General features: G+C 54.5%; 16 protein-coding genes. 8 read left to right on the forward strand and 8 right to left on the reverse strand.

The genetic code is table 11. The annotated features are described in order from the left end of the window. The first annotated feature begins 139 nt into the window (after window positions 1-139). The 3 genes from HA48_RS01225 (at window position 140) to HA48_RS01235 (ending at window position 1,853) form a co-directional block, all read left to right on the forward strand. Window positions 140-415, forward strand: coding sequence for a YcgL domain-containing protein (locus HA48_RS01225; RefSeq protein WP_128599412.1), 276 nt, complete (start codon window positions 140-142; stop codon window positions 413-415). A 266-nt stretch (window positions 416-681) separates the two neighbouring features. Continuing rightward, window positions 682-1,341 carry a fumarylacetoacetate hydrolase family protein gene (locus HA48_RS01230; RefSeq protein ID WP_128599413.1) on the forward strand — a complete coding sequence of 220 codons (660 nt, stop codon included), beginning with the start codon at window positions 682-684 and terminating at the stop codon, window positions 1,339-1,341. A 65-nt stretch (window positions 1,342-1,406) separates the two neighbouring features. Then, complete coding sequence (locus HA48_RS01235) at window positions 1,407-1,853, forward strand: YcgN family cysteine cluster protein (protein ID WP_128599414.1); 447 nt, start codon at window positions 1,407-1,409, stop codon at window positions 1,851-1,853. 40 nt (window positions 1,854-1,893) lie between these two features. On the opposite strand, the gene dsbB is transcribed toward HA48_RS01235, so the two are convergent. Continuing rightward, window positions 1,894-2,424, reverse strand: coding sequence for a disulfide bond formation protein DsbB (dsbB, locus tag HA48_RS01240; RefSeq protein WP_128599415.1), 531 nt, complete (start codon window positions 2,422-2,424; stop codon window positions 1,894-1,896). 80 nt (window positions 2,425-2,504) lie between these two features. On the opposite strand from dsbB, the gene HA48_RS01245 reads away from it, so the two are divergent. Together HA48_RS01245 and fadR are read left to right on the forward strand one after the other, a co-directional pair. Beyond that, window positions 2,505-2,744, forward strand: coding sequence for a hypothetical protein (locus HA48_RS01245; protein WP_128599416.1), 240 nt, complete (start codon window positions 2,505-2,507; stop codon window positions 2,742-2,744). Then, entirely contained in the window at window positions 2,734-3,453 is a 720-nt protein-coding gene (gene fadR, locus HA48_RS01250) for a fatty acid metabolism transcriptional regulator FadR (RefSeq protein ID WP_128599417.1), read from the forward strand. Before HA48_RS01245 ends, fadR begins: the two co-directional genes overlap by 11 nt. A 268-nt stretch (window positions 3,454-3,721) precedes the next feature. On the opposite strand, the gene HA48_RS01255 is transcribed toward fadR, so the two are convergent. Next, window positions 3,722-5,257 carry a SpoVR family protein gene (locus HA48_RS01255; protein WP_128599418.1) on the reverse strand — a complete coding sequence of 512 codons (1,536 nt, stop codon included), beginning with the start codon at window positions 5,255-5,257 and terminating at the stop codon, window positions 3,722-3,724. 493 nt (window positions 5,258-5,750) lie between these two features. On the opposite strand from HA48_RS01255, the gene HA48_RS01260 reads away from it, so the two are divergent. Further along, window positions 5,751-7,052, forward strand: coding sequence for a D-amino acid dehydrogenase (locus tag HA48_RS01260; protein ID WP_128599419.1), 1,302 nt, complete (start codon window positions 5,751-5,753; stop codon window positions 7,050-7,052). Window positions 7,053-7,073: 21 nt separating this feature from the next. Further along, on the forward strand, window positions 7,074-8,144 hold the full coding sequence (gene dadX / locus HA48_RS01265; RefSeq protein WP_128599420.1) for a catabolic alanine racemase DadX: 1,071 nt from the start codon (window positions 7,074-7,076) through the stop codon (window positions 8,142-8,144). Here the strand turns inward: dadX and HA48_RS01270 are convergent. The 6 genes from HA48_RS01270 to yeaG form a co-directional block, all read right to left on the reverse strand. Continuing rightward, window positions 8,137-9,330: a multidrug effflux MFS transporter gene (locus HA48_RS01270; protein ID WP_128599421.1), complete on the reverse strand. Its 1,194-nt coding sequence runs from the start codon at window positions 9,328-9,330 to the stop codon at window positions 8,137-8,139. The genes dadX and HA48_RS01270 overlap by 8 nt on opposite strands. 119 nt (window positions 9,331-9,449) lie before the next feature. Continuing rightward, a complete protein-coding gene (gene wbaP / locus HA48_RS01275; protein ID WP_128599422.1) occupies window positions 9,450-10,916 on the reverse strand; it encodes an undecaprenyl-phosphate galactose phosphotransferase WbaP in 1,467 nt (488 codons plus the stop codon). Window positions 10,917-11,293: 377 nt separating this feature from the next. After that, window positions 11,294-11,527 (reverse strand): DUF1480 family protein, encoded by a 234-nt coding sequence (locus HA48_RS01280; protein ID WP_128599446.1) that lies wholly within the window; start codon window positions 11,525-11,527, stop codon window positions 11,294-11,296. A gap of 75 nt (window positions 11,528-11,602) precedes the next feature. Further along, the gene (locus HA48_RS01285; RefSeq protein WP_128599423.1) at window positions 11,603-13,330 is read right to left on the reverse strand and encodes a potassium/proton antiporter; all 1,728 of its coding nucleotides are present in this window, start codon (window positions 13,328-13,330) and stop codon (window positions 11,603-11,605) included. A 230-nt stretch (window positions 13,331-13,560) separates the two neighbouring features. Then, entirely contained in the window at window positions 13,561-14,838 is a 1,278-nt protein-coding gene (locus tag HA48_RS01290; RefSeq protein ID WP_128599424.1) for a YeaH/YhbH family protein, read from the reverse strand. Between the two features lie 90 nt (window positions 14,839-14,928). Further along, on the reverse strand, window positions 14,929-16,863 hold the full coding sequence (gene yeaG / locus HA48_RS01295; RefSeq protein ID WP_128599425.1) for a protein kinase YeaG: 1,935 nt from the start codon (window positions 16,861-16,863) through the stop codon (window positions 14,929-14,931). 406 nt (window positions 16,864-17,269) lie between these two features. On the opposite strand from yeaG, the gene HA48_RS01300 reads away from it, so the two are divergent. Beyond that, entirely contained in the window at window positions 17,270-18,019 is a 750-nt protein-coding gene (locus HA48_RS01300) for a MipA/OmpV family protein (RefSeq protein WP_128599426.1), read from the forward strand. The last annotated feature ends 3 nt before the right edge of the window (window positions 18,020-18,022 follow it).

Below are 18,022 nucleotides of genomic sequence, written 5' to 3' on the forward strand. Positions count from 1 at the left end.
TCCTGTTTTACGACCTGAAGATGAACGTCGATAAAATCGGCATTAACATCAGCAGGTCAATATTCGAAGTTCTGCAAGCATGTTATAGTTACTGCTATATTCAGGCAAGTGACGCCCATGGTTAATTCGAGTAAAAAATATGTTTTGTGTGATCTATAGAAGCCCGCAACGCGAACAGACTTATCTTTATGTAGAAAAAAAAGACGATTTTTCGCGCGTTCCGGAGGAGTTGCTGCGTGGCTTTGGCAAACCGCAGCTTGCGATGGTGCTGTCGCTCGACAAGCGTGACAAGCTGGCTAACGCGGATATCAATAAAGTGAAGCAGGGTTTAAGCGAGCAGGGTTATTATTTGCAAATCCCACCGCCGGTCGAAAGTTTGCTCAACATTCACCTTGAACAGGGTAAAGAAGTTTAATTCAGATTCATCTGTAAAAATATATCCTGTAAATATAATCAGTGCTCTGCCATTAATTACTCGCCCGCATTAATTCTTATTGTGGGCAATTATCGCCAGCGAAAGTAGATAGCGTGGTGAACAAATAACGACTTTTGGCAATTTCCGTCACGCCGGTCGCGTTAAACCCGCTAATATATTCTTCCACAACCTGCCGCGTTCCGGCGGTTGTTCTGACTTCCCGCCAGCCTTACTGGCATCAAACACAACTCAAGCAGGGGAATAGCATGTATCAGCATCGTAACTGGCAGGGCGCTCTGTTGGACTATCCGATCAGCAAAGTGGTTTGCGTTGGCAGCAACTATGCGAAGCATATTAAGGAGATGGGCAGCGCCACGCCGGCAGAACCCGTGGTGTTCATTAAACCGGAAACGGCGGTCTGTGACCTGCGCCAGCCGCTGTCGATCCCGGCTAATTTCGGCGAGGTGCATCATGAAGTTGAGCTGGCGGTGCTGATTGGCGCCACCCTGAAGCAGGCAACGGAAGAGCACGTGGCCAAAGCGATTGCCGGTTATGGTGTGGCGCTGGATCTGACCCTGCGCGATCTGCAGGCGGGCTTTAAGAAGGCCGGTCAGCCGTGGGAGAGAGCCAAGAGCTTTGATAATGCCTGTCCGCTCTCCGGTTTTATCCCGGTGGCCGAGTTCAGCGGCGATCCGCAGGATACCGAGCTGAAGCTGGTGATTAACGGGGAAGTACGGCAGCAGGGCAGCACCGCCGATATGATCCATAAAATCCTGCCGCTGATTGCCTATATGAGCCAGTATTTCACCCTGCGCGCCGGTGACGTGATTCTGACCGGTACGCCGGAGGGCGTGGGCCCGCTGCGTTCAGGCGATAAGCTGGAGGTTTCTCTGGCGGGTCACGGTATTACCACGCGCGTGCTGTAATACTTGCATCTCCGCACCTGAAGCTTTATAAGGTGCGGTTTTGTTGCACAACCCGGACCGCCACTATGACCGAACAACCTTTCTGGCAGACAAAACGCCTTGACCAAATGAACGACGCAGAGTGGGAATCGCTGTGTGACGGCTGCGGGCAGTGCTGTCTGAATAAGTTGCAGGATGCGGATACCGATGAGATTTACTTCACTAACGTCGCCTGCAATCAGCTGAACATCAAGACCTGCCAGTGCCGTAACTATGAGCGCCGCTTTGAGTATGAAGAGGATTGCATCAAGCTGACGCGTGAGAATCTGACCACGTTTAACTGGCTGCCGCGCACCTGCGCATATCGCCTGTTAGGTGAAGGCAAGGGGTTGCCGCAGTGGCATCCGCTGATTGCCGGTTCGAAGAGGGCGATGCATGCGCAGCGTATCTCGGTGCGCTTTATTGCGGTGCGCGAGAGTGAAGTGCGTGACTGGGAAGATCACATCATTGACCGGCCGGATCGCAACGGCTGACAAAAAAACAGGCAGCTGCGGCTGCCTGTGTTGTTTCTGCTTAGCGCCCGAACAGGTCGCGGCGTTTTGGCTTAAAGGGTTGGGCAATCACCACCAGCGCACCTACAAGCAGATAAGCGGCGAAGATAACGATCATCCACTGCGGCATGCTCCAGGTGAGGAAGGTCCAGCCACGCTCCGCGCAATCACCGCTGGCGACAAAGACCGAAGGCAGCCACTTATCCAGCGGCAGCCAGCTCGGGAAGCGGGCGGCGAAATCGCAGGTGACAAATGGGTTAGGGTGCAGCTGAATCATGGTGTGTTCATACGAGAGGCGTAACCCCTCGATCGCACTGTAGAGCCAGATCACTATCGCTACCCAGCGCAGTGGCGTTTTCGGGGCAATCGCACCGACGATGCCTGCGCCCATGACGCCAAAAAGGGCACAACGTTCGTAGATACACATCACGCAGGGTTTGAGCCCCATGACGTGTTGAAAGAACAGCGCAACCAGTTCAAAAGCGAGTGCAGTTAGCGCCAGTAATAACCAGGCACCGCGTCCACGCGAGCATTGATTCAAGTATCGCAACATATTGCCTATCCAGTAGCCATCAATGTCTGGCAGTGTAAACCAAAAGCGTACCCGTGCCAGCCTGGCAACGGGGAAAAATCATGTATAAAAATGACTTAACCCTGATCCAGGCCAATAAATGCCTGTGGATCGCACACGGCATCAAAAGTGTCGCGATAAGCGCAGCGCAGGTTATGGCATTTTCAGACCTATTGCCGCTGAATTTTGCGCCAGCGCGCGCTTTTAATCAGTTCGCAGGCTATTTCCGCTATATCCCCTCTGGTATGATGAGTATCATTACGACAAAGAAAGCAATGAGAAATAAATGCTATGGTGATTAAGGCACAGAGCCCTGCAGGATTCGCTGAAGAGTACATAATTGAAAGCATCTGGAACAGCCGTTTTCCGCCAGGGTCGATCCTTCCTGCCGAACGTGAGCTTTCTGAACTGATTGGCGTGACCAGAACCACGCTGCGTGAAGTGCTGCAGCGCCTGGCGCGCGATGGCTGGCTGACCATTCAGCACGGTAAACCCACGCGCGTTAATGATTTCTGGGAAACGTCTGGCCTCAATATCCTTGAAACGCTCGCCCGCCTCGATCACGATAGCGTGCCGCAGCTGATTGATAATCTGCTTTCGGTACGTACCAATATCTCCTCTATTTTTATCAGCCGTGCACTGCGTCACCATCCGGAAAAAGCCCGTGAGGTGCTGGAGAGTGCCCTGAGTGAACACGATCAGGCTGAAGCTTACACCGAGCTGGATTACCGCGTGTTTCGCGGTCTGGCCTTTGCGTCCGGCAATCCGATTTATGGCCTGATTCTGAACGGTCTGAAAGGGCTGTATACCCGTGTAGGCCGCCACTACTTCTCAAATCCGGAAGCCCGCGAAGTGGCGCGCACCTTCTATCGCCAGCTGGCCGATTTGTGCGGCCAGCAGCCGACGCAGGATCAGATCGTGGATTGCGTACGCGCGTATGGCCGTCGCAGCGGTGAGATCTGGCACAGCATGCAGAAGAGCATGCCGGATGATTTAGGCAGTAAGCGCTGACATACTCTTCGCTGGACTCAACGTTACGACACAGCAACGCCGATGCTTGAAGGAAGAAGGCATGTTGCGCTAAGCCGGACGTCACGCGGCAGGGATGCCGCGTGCCGAGGCTTGCAGGGATGCGGGTGTTGCCGTTCCGGGCGTGTGCAACATGCCTTCTGACACAGTTGATAGCTTTCGCGGCGGTAATCCAGCAGGCTTTAAACTTGCTAATGAGTGTCGCTAGATTTGTACATAAAAAAACCGGACCTTACTGGTCCGGTTGTTGTTACAGCACCGAGCCCCGCACCGGACACCGGTCCAGCAGCTCTACGCTGCCATCCTCATTCTGCTGCTCCAGATTGACGTCAAAGCCCCACAGGCGGTGCACATGTTTCAGCACCTCACGGCGGCTCTTATCCAGTGGCGCACGCTGCTGCGGGACATAACGCAGCGTCAGCGAGCGATCGCCCCGCAGGTCAACGTTATAGACCTGAATATTGGGCTCCAGATTACTCAGGTTATACTGCGCTGACAGCTGCTGGCGAATCGCACGATAACCGGCCTCATCATGAATCGCCGCAATCTCCAGATAGTTATTGCGATCGTCATCCATCACCGTAAACAAACGGAAATCACGCATCACTTTGGGCGAGAGGAACTGGCTGATAAAGCTCTCATCTTTAAACTCGCGCATGGCGAAATGCAGCGTCTTCAGCCAGTCAGAACCGGCGATATCCGGGAACCAGTAACGATCCTCTTCCGTTGGCGACTGGCAGATACGCTTGATATCCTGGAACATCGCAAAGCCCAGCGCATAAGGGTTAATACCGTTATACCACTGGCTGTTATACGGCGGCTGGAACACCACGTTAGTGTGGCTATGCAAAAACTCCATCATAAAGCGCTCAGACACTTTCCCCTCATCGTAGAGATGATTCAGGATGGTATAGTGCCAAAACGTTGCCCAGCCCTCGTTCATCACCTGCGTCTGTTTCTGCGGATAAAAATACTGGCTGACCTTACGCACAATGCGCAGGACTTCGCGCTGCCACGGCTCCAGCAGCGGCGCATTCTTCTCCATAAAGTACAGCAAATTCTCCTGAGGCTCTGATGGATAGCGCGCCGCTTCAACCTGAGCAAACTCTTTCTCTTTGCGCGGCAGGGTGCGCCACAGCGTATTCACCTGGCTCTGCAGATACTCCTCGCGACTTTTTTGACGCGCTTTCTCCTCCTGCAGCGAAATCTTTTGCGGGCGCTTATACCGATCCACGCCGTAGTTCATCAGCGCATGACAGGAGTCCAGTAACCGCTCCACCACTTCAACGCCATAACGCTCTTCACAATCAGAGATGTAGTTACGCGCAAACAGCAGGTAATCCACAATTGAACTGGCATCCGTCCAGCTGCGGAACAGATAGTTATTCTTGAAAAAGGAGTTATGCCCGTAGCAGGCATGGGCCATCACCAGCGCCTGCATGGTCATTGTGTTCTCTTCCATCAGGTAAGCAATACAGGGGTTAGAGTTAATGACAATTTCGTAGGCGAGACCCTGCTGCCCGTGCTTGTAACGCTGTTCGGTTTCGATGAACTTCTTACCGAATGACCAGTGCGCGTAGTTGATGGGCATCCCGACGCTGGAGTAAGCGTCCATCATCTGTTCGGAGGTGATCACTTCGATTTGGTGCGGGTAAGTATCGAGCCCATAGCTTTTCGCCACCCGGTCGATCTCTGCCAGATAGACATCCAGCAGCTCAAAGGTCCAGTCGGGTCCATCACTGAGTCGTTTACTGCTTCGGGTTGGCTCGTCAAAGATTGTCGTCATAGCGCACCTCTGTTTTGCAAGCGGCAGGCCAGGGCCTGTCACGATCGTTTAAGGCTTCATCCTGAGAAAGACAGCCCAAAGGAACTGAGCGAACACTTCAATGATAGTCCACTGTCGCTTATCCGATCGGTGAACTCAATCGAATTCTTTTGGCACAAAATCATCTTGTTAGCAGCGTAAAAGAGGCTGCTGTTGGCAGTTGCTGATATATAGCAACAAACCAGGATAATATCCTGTTTATAAGCGCTTTATATGAGAGCGGCGCTTTCTCCTGTAAAAAGAGAAAAGCACTGCCTGCCGCATAATAAACGGCTGGTTAATGGATTTTTGGCATAAAAAATTCTGATTTTTGACGGCGTGCATGATTTCAGTGTGCAGTTTGGTAAAAAACATGTGAAATAACGCCGTCGAATGTAATATCAATCTGACTTTCTGGTTGTGCTGAATCAGAAGGTGATACCAGTTAATTATGCTTTGCCGCGAAGAGGGGCTTATGCGCGTAGTCATTTTAGGTAGTGGTGTAGTAGGAGTAGCCAGCGCGTGGTATCTGGCACAGGCAGGGCATGAGGTCACGGTCATCGACCGCCAGCCCGCAGCAGCGCTGGAGACCAGCGCTGGCAATGCCGGACAGATCTCACCGGGCTATGCCGCGCCCTGGGCCGCGCCTGGCGTGCCGCTCAAAGCCGTTAAATGGATGTTCCAGAAACATGCGCCGCTGGCGGTACGCCTTGATGGCAGTAAGTTCCAGCTGGAGTGGATGTGGAACATGCTGCGAAACTGCGACATGCGCCACTATCAGGAGAACAAAAGTCGCATGGTGCGCATTGCCGAGTACAGCCGCGACTGCCTGAAAGCGCTGCGCGCCAGCACCGGTATCGCTTATGAGGGACGTCAGGGCGGCACGCTGCAGCTTTTCCGTACTCAGCAGCAGTTTGACAGCGCCAGCAAAGACATGGCCGTCCTGAAAGAGGCCGGTGTGCCCTACGAACTGCTGGAGGCGCACCAGTTGCACAGCGTTGAGCCGGCGCTGGCTGCTACCGCGCACAAGCTTACCGGTGGGCTGCGCCTGCCCAACGATGAAACCGGGGATTGCCAGCTGTTTACCCAGCGTCTGGCCGCAATGGCCGCTGAGGCGGGCGTAACCTTCCGCTATAACCTTTCGGTGGATCAGTTATTACGCGAAGGTAACCGCATTTATGGTGTGAAGTGCGGTGACGAGGTGATCAAAGCCGATGCTTACGTTGTGGCGTTTGGATCTTACTCCACGGCACTGCTGCACGATATCGTTCAGATTCCGGTTTATCCGCTAAAGGGCTACTCGCTCACTATCCCGATCAAAAATCCACAGGCGGCACCGGTCTCTACCATTCTGGATGAGACCTATAAAGTGGCGGTCACACGCTTTGACGATCGCATTCGCGTCGGCGGCATGGCGGAGATTGTTGGTTTTAACACCAAACTGTTACCGGCACGACGTGAAACGCTGGAGATGGTGGTCAGCGATCTCTATCCTGAAGGCGGTTTTACAGAACAGGCTACATTCTGGACCGGCCTGCGTCCGATGACACCCGATGGTACGCCAATTGTCGGGCGCACGCCGCTCTCCAATCTCTGGCTGAACACCGGGCACGGTACGCTGGGATGGACCATGGCCTGTGGATCCGGTCAGCTGCTGGCCGATTTGATATCCGGCCAGAAACCGGCAATCGCCGCAGACGATCTCTCGGTGCTGCGCTATCTGCCGGGTTTTGCGCCACACTCCTCGCCGCTGCGTACCACCAGCGCCGCGCGCTGAGACATCAGGGAGAGTCACAACATGTCACGTCCTACCGGTGCCACGATCAATCAGCAGGCGCTGCGCCACAATCTGGCGGTCGTGCGCCAGGCGGCACCCCACTCGCGTGTCTGGTCGGTGGTGAAAGCCAACGCCTACGGTCACGGTATCGCCCGCGTATGGCACAGCCTGGCGGAGACGGATGGCTTCGCGCTGCTCAACATGGAAGAGGCGATTCTGCTGCGTGAGCAGGGCTGGAAAAAGCCCATCCTGCTGCTGGAGGGATTTTTCCATGCGGATGACCTTGCGCTGATTGATCGCTATCGCCTGACCACCAGCGTGCACAGCAACTGGCAGATTCAGGCGCTGGCCAAAGCGCAGCTCTCTGCGCCTGTGGATGTCTATGTCAAAATCAACAGCGGCATGAACCGTCTCGGTTTTCGTCCTGAACTGGCACAGGCGGCGTGGCAAAAGCTGCGCTCCTTACTAAACGTCGGTGAAATGACGCTGATGGCGCACTTTGCCGATGCAGAGAATCCGCAGGGGCTGGTTGAACCGATGAAGCGCGTCGCGCTGGCGGCGGAAGGGCTCGACTGCCCGCGTTCACTCTCGAATTCGGCCGCTACGCTCTGGCATCCGCAGGCGCATTTTGACTGGGTACGGCCTGGCATCATCCTCTATGGCGCTTCACCCAGTGGCGACTGGCAGGATATCGCCAGTACCGGACTGCAGCCGGTGATGACGCTCAGTAGCGAGATCATCGGTATACAGCAGCTGAGTGCCGGCGACGGCGTCGGCTACGGCTATCGCTATCATGCCGGTGCGTCACAGCGCATCGGTATTGTGGCCTGTGGCTATGCTGATGGCTATCCGCGCCATGCGCCGACCGGCACGCCGGTGAGCGTGGACGGCATCCGCACGCAGACGCTTGGCGCCATCTCCATGGATATGATGATGATTGACCTTGAACCGTGCCCGCAGGCCGGCATCGGTTCAAAGGTTGAGCTGTGGGGTAATGCGGTGAAAATCGATGACGTGGCGAAAGCGGCCGGAACGGTAGGCTATGAGCTGATGTGCGCGCTTGCACCTCGCGTCCCGGTTGAGGTTATTTAAGCGCGGTAACCGTACCGCGCATCTTATGGCTGCAGCGCCAGGCGATCAGCGCCAGCGCTGCGCCCCATAGCATCATCAGCGCCAGCGCCGACTTCTCTGCTACCGGCAGCGCAACCATCATCAGGCTGACTCCCGCACCGCACGCCATCTGAATAAACCCCTGAAGCGCCGCCGCTACGCCAGCCTGCTGCTGATACGGCTCCAGTGCATAGCTGGTGGCCGGCCCCACGGTAAAGGCCAGGCCCGCAACCGAAATTGCCACCGGAATCATGTACAGCGCCCAGTGATTTTGCCAGCTTGCGGGCAGCAGTGTCATTCCCGCCACCAGCAGAATTGCGCCCAGCAACATCGTGACAAAACCCATTGCCAGACAAAATGGCCGGCCCGCTTTACGGATGGTTTTATTCACAAAGGCGCTCACCAGCATGATCCAGAAGCCGTTGGCACCAAAGGCAAACGAAAACTGCAGCGGTGACAGGCCGCCTTCAGTCATCAGGACGTGCGGCGCCAGTGATACATAGGTGAGCACCATGCCAAGCGCGCCGGCATTAGCAAACGCAAAGGCGAGAAAGCGCGGTTCACGGGCAATGGCCGCATATTGCGCCAGCGGCAACCCTTTGACGCGCAGCGTATCCGCCGGCCGGGTCTCCGGCAGGCAGAGCACTACGATTAAAGCGATGACAACCGCATAACCGCACAGGAACCAGAAGGGCGCGCGCCAGCCATAGGCTTCTGCCAGAATACCGCCCAGCAACGGGGCCAGCGCCGGCACAATGTTGAGCGCACCGTTCAGGAAACCGTAAGCGCGCGCGGCTTCATCGCCGCTCAGGCGATCGCGCACGCCGCTGAACGCAACGACGGCGGTACAGCAGACGGCGCACCCCTGAATCAGGCGCGCAAGGAAGAAGATCGGCCAGACGGTCGCGGTGGCGGCAACCGCGCTACCAATAATGTAGAGTGCCAGACCTATTAGGGCGATCGGTTTGCGGCCAAAGTTGTCCACCAGCGGGCCGGTGACCAGCTGACCGATGCCCATCACCAGCAAAAACAGCGGAATGGTGGTCTGAATCAGGCTCACCGGGCTGTTCAGGCCTGCGGCGATTTGTGGCAGCGTAGGGAGATAGAGATCGATACCAAGCGGTGCCAGCAGCACCAGGCTTAAAAGCAGTAGGGTAAATTTTTGCATTAGAACCGGGAACGCCCTGTTAAACAAGCGAGAAGGGTAATGACTCTGCGGGTAAAAAGAAAGGGCTAAAACGAAAAGGCGATGTCTGCCGGAAGTGCGCAGACATCGCGTCGAGGGTATCAGTAAGCGCCGTCGCGACGCAGCACGACGCCAGCGGTTTTAAACAGGATAGCGATATCCGTCCACAGCGCCCAGTTTTTCACATACCAGGAGTCAAAATAGACGCGCGTGTCATAATCGATATCGTTACGTCCGCTCACCTGCCACAGTCCGGTCATGCCCGGTTTCGCCATCAGGTAGTAATCCACATCGCCGGCATAGCGCTCCAGTTCTGCTTCAATCACCGGACGCGGGCCTACCAGGCTCATCTCGCCACGGATCACATTCCACAGCTGCGGCAGCTCATCCAGGCTGGTTTTACGCAGGAAACCACCGATTGCCGTGATGCGCGGATCGTTCTTCAGTTTGAAGTCGCGATCCCACTCGGCGCGGGCTTCGGCGCTGGTTGCCAGCAGGTTATGCAGCACCTCTTGCGAATTGGTGACCATGGAGCGGAACTTCAGACACTTAAACTTCACGCCATCCTGACCAACGCGCTCGTGGCCATAAATCGCATTACCGCCGTCACGTTTCACCATGGCACACAGCAGCCCAAACACCGGCGCCAGGAACAGCAGCAGCAGTGACGCTACCACAATGTCAAAGGTACGCTTCAGGAAACGGGAGGAGCGCTTCGCCAGGTTGTTGCTGACGCGCAGAATCATCACTTCGTGGCTGAAGATAAACGACATATCGGTGCCGTAGAGCGGCACGCCGCGCAGCGTCGGGATAACGGAGATTGAGCGGCACTTCATCTTCGACAGGAACTTAAGCCACTTATCGCGCACGACCTGCTGCTCGTACTCGGTCGCGACAATAAACTGCGTATTGTCACGGTCCATGGTTTGCCAGTTGATGTCCTTCCAGGTAATCACCGGCACGCCATTCACGCTCTCCTGGCGGTTATCATCATCCAGCGCGATAAAAGCCTGCACGTTATAGCCCAGGATCTCTTCACTCTGCAGCGCGGCATAGGCCTCCATGGCGTTCTTACCGGAGCCAATAATGATGGTCTCTTTTTGCCACTGGCCGGCACGGTTGATGGCACGCTTTACGACAGCGCGCATCAGCGGCAGCAGCAGCAGAGCGTATGTCCAGCTAAACACCCACACCATGCGCGAGAAATCCCACTTCGAGAAGGCGATCAGCGCCAGGTCGAGCAGGGAGAACACGAACAGGGTTTTAACCACCTCTTTTAATTCAAACCAGAAGGGTTTGCGATAGGTGTAATGGCGCATGCGCACCCAAAACCAGGCGGTACAGAGCACTGAAAGTCCCAGTTGGGCAATAAAACGATATTCAATTTGCTGTGGTGGAATAAAGCTGTCCAGCTCTCCCCAAATACCCTGGACGGTCGCCGCCGATAAAAACAGTGCCAGATTAAGTGCAATTAAATCCGAAACACTCAGTGCGACTTTTGCAATAAGGTTTTTGCGCAATCCGCTCCAGGAACGGGTTGCATTATTCATTACTATTGTACTTGCCATAAAACCTGCTCTCTTTTCTTGAGTAAAAGATGGCCTGACCAGAATCAAGTACGCGCTCAGGAGTGATCCGCTGAAACAAATAAAAAAATGTTTTTCAGCGAAAGAGAAGTCGGTACTGCCATAAGCGCTGCATGGAAAGGGCCTCATGAGACGTGATTAACGTCACGAAAAGCTGCAGCAACGAGTAAGAGTATGCAGGAGTTATTTGACAGAGTTAATACGGAAAAACTCTTAAAAGGTAATTAATGACGCCAGAAATTTGTGTTTAAGCTGCTGTTAATGCTGGATAAAAGCAAAAGGAACAACGCTATAACGCTTTATTTTAAGACAACTTTTAGGAATTACCGCCATTCAGAACGGATGGCGGCAGGGGAATATCACGCGGGTTTCTTTAAAACCCACTGGTCTTGCTGCTTATCATAGTGCGCAATTTGCAGATCAACGGGTTCGCCGTCAATCCACGCGGGCACACTGGTATCGTGATCCCAGCCGTCGAGTTGATAACTCAGGCCGGGATTGGTTTGGCAGGGGATGCTGACGGTATCGAGCTTCTCAACATCCATCTCTGCATCGACAATCTCATAACGTCCAATCTTCACCACGTGTCCCATCATCTTCTCCCGTTTGCTGGGTGGTATAGTGATCATAGTCGCTGACACGCAGTTTACGAGCGATGCGGCTTCGGATTATTCCTTGTCTTGCATGACGCGTACGCCAATTTTGACAATTTGATTATCCTCTTTCTCGGCAACTGTCCAGGTAAGTTGATTCCACTCCACCTGATCGCCCACCACCGGCGTACTGCCCAGCAGGCTCATCACCAGCTGGCCCAGCGACTGCTGATCGTTGGTGTTCTCATCCAGCTCCAGACCATAAATCTGCGCCACATCGCGCAGACGCGCTTCAGCATCCAGAATGAAGTCACCGAAGAAACGCTGATCCAGCGCCACCGGCGGCGTCTGGCTGAACATTTTGCCCAGCGCGGGCAGGTCACGCTCGCGCCCAATGACGCACAGCACATCACCCTCTTTCAGGCGGGTGCTGCTGTTAGGGTGCATCAGGGCATTATCGCGGAACAGCGCGGCAATGCGCGTTTCACGCGGCATTTGCAGGTCACGTAGCGCTGCGCCGATACACCACTTATCGGCGCTGAGCTGGTAGACAAACTGCTCCCAGGGGTTCTCCGGATGAATATCCAGCCCGACGCGGCTGATCGGCGAGGCCGTCGGCGGCACCACAACTTTGGCGCGCCGGGCGGCGTAACCCAGGGAAGTGCCCTGCAGCATCAGCGAAACCAGCACCACAAAGAAGGCGATGTTGAAGTAGAGCTTAGCGTTCTCCAGCCCGGCCATCATCGGGAACACCGCAAGGATGATCGGCACGGCGCCGCGCAGGCCTACCCAGCTGATAAAGATGCGTTCCCGCCCGGTGAAGCCTTTAAACGGCAGCAGGCCAACCAGAATGGACAGCGGACGCGCCACCAGAATCAGCCACAGTGACAAAATCATGGCCGGCACGGCGATGTGCCAGAGGTCGGACGGTGTCACCAGCAGACCCAGCACAATAAACATGCCGATCTGGCTCAACCATGCCATACCGTCGAAGGTCTGCAGGATACCGTGGCGGTTGCGAATCGGGCTGTTACCCAGCAGGAAGCCGCACAGATAGACCGCCAGAATACCGCTGCCCTCCATTACCGTGGTCAGCGCGAAAACAATGATGCCGCCGCTCAGCGCCAGAAGGGGATATAATCCCTGCGCCAGGTTAATGCGGTTGATCAGCTGCTGGAGTGCCCAGCCGCCGCCGAGGCCCAGGACAATACCTAAACCGAACTGCTGCACCAGGTGCACCACAAACATCCAGCTCAGACCGCTTTGCCCCTGCTGGATCATATCAATCAGGGTGATGGTGAGAAACACCGCCATCGGGTCGTTGCTGCCGGACTCAATCTCCAGCGTTGAACTTACACGTTCATTGAGGCCTTTATCGCCCAGCAGAGAGAAGACCGCCGCGGCATCGGTTGAGCCGATAATGGCGCCAATCAGAAAACCCTGCATCACATCAAGGTTGAACAGCCAGGCCGCGGCAAGGCCGGTTAAGCCGGCGGTAATCATCACGCCAACCGTCGCCAGGGACAGCGCCGGGCCCAGCGCCACTTTAAAGGAGCTGGCCTTGGTGCGCATACCGCCATCCAGCAGGATGATCGCCAGTGCAAGGTTAGAGACCAGATACGCCACCGGATAGTTATCGAAGGCGATACCGCCAATGCCATCCACGCCGGTTAACATGCCAAGCGCGAGGAAGATCACCAGAATTGGAATGCCGAGACGCGAGGAGAACGAGCTTAGCAGAATACTTGCTGCAACCAGCACGGAACCAATAATGAACAAACTGTAAATCATGCTGGCATTCAACGGCACTCTCCTGCGGCGGGGGCGAAAACAGATAAACTGTGGACAGTTTACACAGACAAGGTGAAAAGATAATGCCTTATCAATAGCTTGTCAGCGCTTAATTACACATTTTTTTACTCTGCAGAGCGCTATCGCACTCCGGAGCACGCTGATGCGGAAAAAGGGCAGGAATATCAGGAGGCTTACGCACTGAGGGCAAAGAAAAGCCGGTCAGTGACCGGCTGGTGTTATCAGGCTTCAGCGACCTGTTTATGGAAAAGCTCTCTAAATACCGGGTAGATGTCCTCCGGCTCACGGATGTGCTGAATGGCAAAGTTATCAAATGTCGCCTGCAGATGTTCATATTCACGCCACAGCGTTTGATGTGCGCGGCGGGTGATCTCAATGTAACTGTAGTAACGCACCACCGGCAGAATATTTTTCGCCAGAATCTCATGACACAACGGCGAGTCATCGGCCCAGTTATCGCCGTCCGACGCCTGTGCAGCGTAGATGTTCCACTGCGACGGGTCGTAACGCTCTTTCACTACTTCATCCATTAACTTCAGCGCGCTGGAGACGATGGTGCCGCCGGTCTCCTGAGAGTAGAAGAACTCCTGTTCATCCACCTCTTTCGCCTGCGTATGGTGACGGATATACACCACGTCCACGTTCTTATAGGTCCGGCTCAGGAACAGATAGAGCAGGATATAAAAGCGCTTCGCCATATCTTTGGTGGCCTGATCCATTGAGCCGGAGACATCCATCAGACAGAACATCACGGCCTGGCTGGAGGGTTCGGGCCGTTTCTCAAAGTTTTTATAGCGCAGATCAAAGGTGTCGATGAAGGGCACACGCTCGATACGGGCGCGCAGCTCAGCGATCTCTTTACGTAAGCGCTCCTCCTCCAGCAGTTGCGCCGGCTCACTGCTCTCCACCTCAGTGAGCGTAGCTTCCAGCTCATGCAGCATCCGGCGCTTACCGGCTGTCATCGCCGTGCGGCGCGCCAGCGAGTTTTGCAGCGATCGCACCACGCTGATATTGGCGGGGACGCCGTTCGACGTAAAGCCAGCGCGGTGCGTTTTATACTCATTCATCTGACGATGCTGGTTTTTGCGCAGGTTAGGAAGCGCCAGATCCTCAAACAACAGGTCCAGGTACTCATCTTTTGAAATCTGGAAAACAAACTCGTCCTGACCTTCACCATCCTGGCTGGCATTACCCTGACCGCTGCCGCCGCTCCCGCCGCCGCCCTGCGGGCGCTCAATGCGGTCGTTCTGCACAAAGTGGTCATTCCCGGGATGCACGCGATGGCGATTGCCGCCACGGCCCTGATGGAAAATCGGCTCATTGATGTCGTCGATAGGAATCGACACCGATTCGCCGCTCTCTACGTCGGTAACCGAACGCTTATTGATGGCCTCGGAGATCGACTGCTTGATTTGCGATTTGTAACGGCGCAGGAAGCGCTGCCGGTTGACGGCGCTTTTGTTCTTACCGTTCAGACGCCGATCGATAAAATAGGCCATAAATTCCCCCAAACTACAGTGCAAGCCAGGCCGGAACGTGTCCGGCCTCTTCAGGCGGCAGGTGACTGCCGCAAAGCTTACAGCAACCGATTATGACGACTTACGCACGCGCAGATACCATTCGCACAGCAGGCGCACCTGTTTGCGGGTATAGCCTTTCTCCATCATGCGATCGACAAAATCATCGTGTTTTTTCTGTTCGTCCGTTGAGGTTTTAGTATTAAACGAGATCACCGGCAACAGCTCTTCGGTATTGGAGAACATCTTCTTCTCAATAACCGTGCGCAGTTTCTCATAGCTGGTCCAGTTTGGATTGCGGCCATTGTTCTGCGCGCGGGCACGCAGCACAAAGTTGACAATCTCATTACGGAAATCTTTTGGATTACTGATCCCCGCAGGTTTCTCTATCTTCTCCAGCTCGGCATTTAGCGATTCGCGGTCAAACAGCTGCCCGGTATCCGGATCGCGGTACTCCTGATCCTGAATCCAGAAGTCTGCATAGGTGACATAGCGATCAAAGATGTTCTGGCCATATTCTGAGTAGGATTCCAGATACGCCGTCTGAATCTCTTTGCCAATGAACTCAGCATACTTCGGAATCAGGTAGCCTTTCAGGTGCTCAAGATACTTCTCAGCCTGATCCTGCGGGAACTGCTCGCGCTCAATCTGTTGCTCCAGTACATAGAAGAGATGCACCGGGTTGGCCGCCACTTCGGCATGGTCAAAGTTGAACACGCGCGACAGGATTTTAAACGCAAAGCGGGTTGAAAGACCGTTCATGCCCTCATCAACGCCGGCGTAGTCGTGGTACTCCTGCCAGGATTTAGCTTTTGGATCGGTATCTTTCAGGCTCTCACCGTCATACACCCGCATTTTCGAGTAGATACTGGAGTTCTCCGGCTCTTTCAGACGCGAGAGAATTGAGAAGCGTGCCAGCGTCTCCAGCGTGCCCGGCGCACAGGGTGCGGTGGTCAGCTCACTGTGATTAAGCAATTTTTCGTAGATTTTGATCTCTTCGGAAACGCGCAGGCAGTAAGGCACTTTAACGATGTAAACACGGTCAAGGAATGCTTCGTTGTTCTTGTTGTTACGGAAGGTGACCCACTCTGATTCGTTGGAGTGCGCCAGAATAATACCGTTGAACGGCAGGGCAGAGATCCCCTCGGTCCCGTTATAGTTCCCCTCCTGCGTGGCTGTCAGCAGCGGGTGCAGCACTTTGATCGGGGCCTTGAACATCTCCACGAACTCCATGATGCCCTGGTTTGCGCGGCACAGTGCACCGGAGTAGCCGTAGGCGTCAGGATCGTTCTGCGCATGGTTCTCCAGCTTACGGATATCCACTTTACCCACCAGCGCCGAGATATCCTGGTTGTTCTCATCGCCAGGTTCGGTTTTGGCGATAGCCAGCTGTTCAAGAATGGAGGGCCAGACTTTCACCACTTTGAAGCGGGTGATATCGCCGCCAAAGTCATGCAGCCGTTTTGCCGCCCATGGCGACATAATGGTGCCAAGGTAACGCCGCGGTACGCCATACTCTTTCTCAAGAATGTTGGCATCCTCCTGCGGGTTAAACAGGCACAGCGGATGGTCGTTTACCGGGCTGCGTTCGCCATCGGCGCTCAGTACATAGATTGGGACGCGTTGCATCAGCGCTTTCAAACGCTCTGCCAGCGAGGATTTACCGCCGCCTACCGGACCGAGCAGGTACAGAATCTGTTTCTTCTCCTCCAGACCCTGTGCCGCGTGCTTCAGGTATGAAACGATCTGCTCAATCGCCTCCTCCATACCATAAAACTCTTCAAAGGCAGGATAGCGTCCCATGACGCGGTTAGAGAAGATGCGGGAAAGGCGTGGCTCCAGGGCAGTATCGACCATTACCGGCTCACCGATGGCCATTAATAGTCGTTCTGCTGCGTTGGCGTATGCACTGCGATCCTGCTTACAGATAGCGAGGAACTCCTGCAGTGTGAACTCTTCGTCCTTGGCAGCTTCATAACGCTGACGATAGTGATCGAATATATTCATAGCGATGCCCGTCCTTTCGTTTTTAGCACAGGTAAAGGAGCGTAATAAGGTGCTCTTGCAGCTCCCGGAAGATATTCTTTATTGAGTACAGCAACCCTTATGCCAACCTGACGTATTGTTATCGGGATACACAATTCTTATGGTTACTCTGCTCGTACAAATTGCTCGTCTTACTTTTACTGTAGAAGGCATTCAGCAAACCTGCTCCCTCTTTTCTCCTTATTTAGCGATATATCAATAACAAAGTCTCATATGCGCTAAGGCCGTCACAGCGGCTTTGCGGCGCGCAAGGCAGTGACCGGCTACCGCAGTAGAGCAGTACGCTGACCTTTATTAAAAGTTAAACCAAAAGGAAAAATTGGTTAGACTCTGTGTGTGATTGTTATATTAATGGACTGAATAAATTGTGAACCATTTCAAACTTAAAGCCGTTGCTCTGTTATGTCCTTGCTATTTTGCGGCGTTCAGCACTTATGCTGACCCCTTATCGCTTGGGGCTTCAGTTATTTATGCTCAATCGCCTTACCGTGGCGGTCAGGACCGCTATCTGCCGGTTCCGGTCATTAATTATGAAGGAGAGAACTTCTGGTTCCGCAGTCTGCAGGGGGGGTACTACCTGTGGAAAGATTCGCAAAATCAGCTGTCACTAACCCTGCTGGGTTCACCGCAGGAATACGATCCGAAAGATAACGATCTGGGCGACATGAAAGCGCTGGATAAGCGTCGCATGACGCTGATGGCCGGTGCCACCTATCGTCACGTTGCTGACTGGGGGATTGTGCGCACGGCACTGTTGGGTGACGTGCTGAACAACAGCAACGGCATGATTTGGGATCTGACGTATCTCTATCGCTTCGAGTTTGGTGCTTTCAGCCTGACGCCTGGCATCGGTGCCATGTGGAACAGCGCGAATCAAAACCGCTACTACTACGGCGTATCCGCGCACGAAAGCGCCCGCAGCGGCATTTCACAGTACCGCCCGGATGATACCTGGTCTCCGTACGTTGAGATGAACGCCAGCTACCAGCTGAGCGACAGCTGGAATGCCAGCCTCTCTGGCCGCTATACGCGCTTCGGCAGTGATATTAAAGATAGCCCGATGGTAGATAAAGATGGGCAGTTTACGCTCTGGACCGGCGTGAGCTACACCTTCTGATGC

The sequence above is a fragment of the Pantoea wallisii genome (assembly GCF_002095485.1).
GTDB lineage: Bacteria > Pseudomonadota > Gammaproteobacteria > Enterobacterales > Enterobacteriaceae > Pantoea > Pantoea wallisii.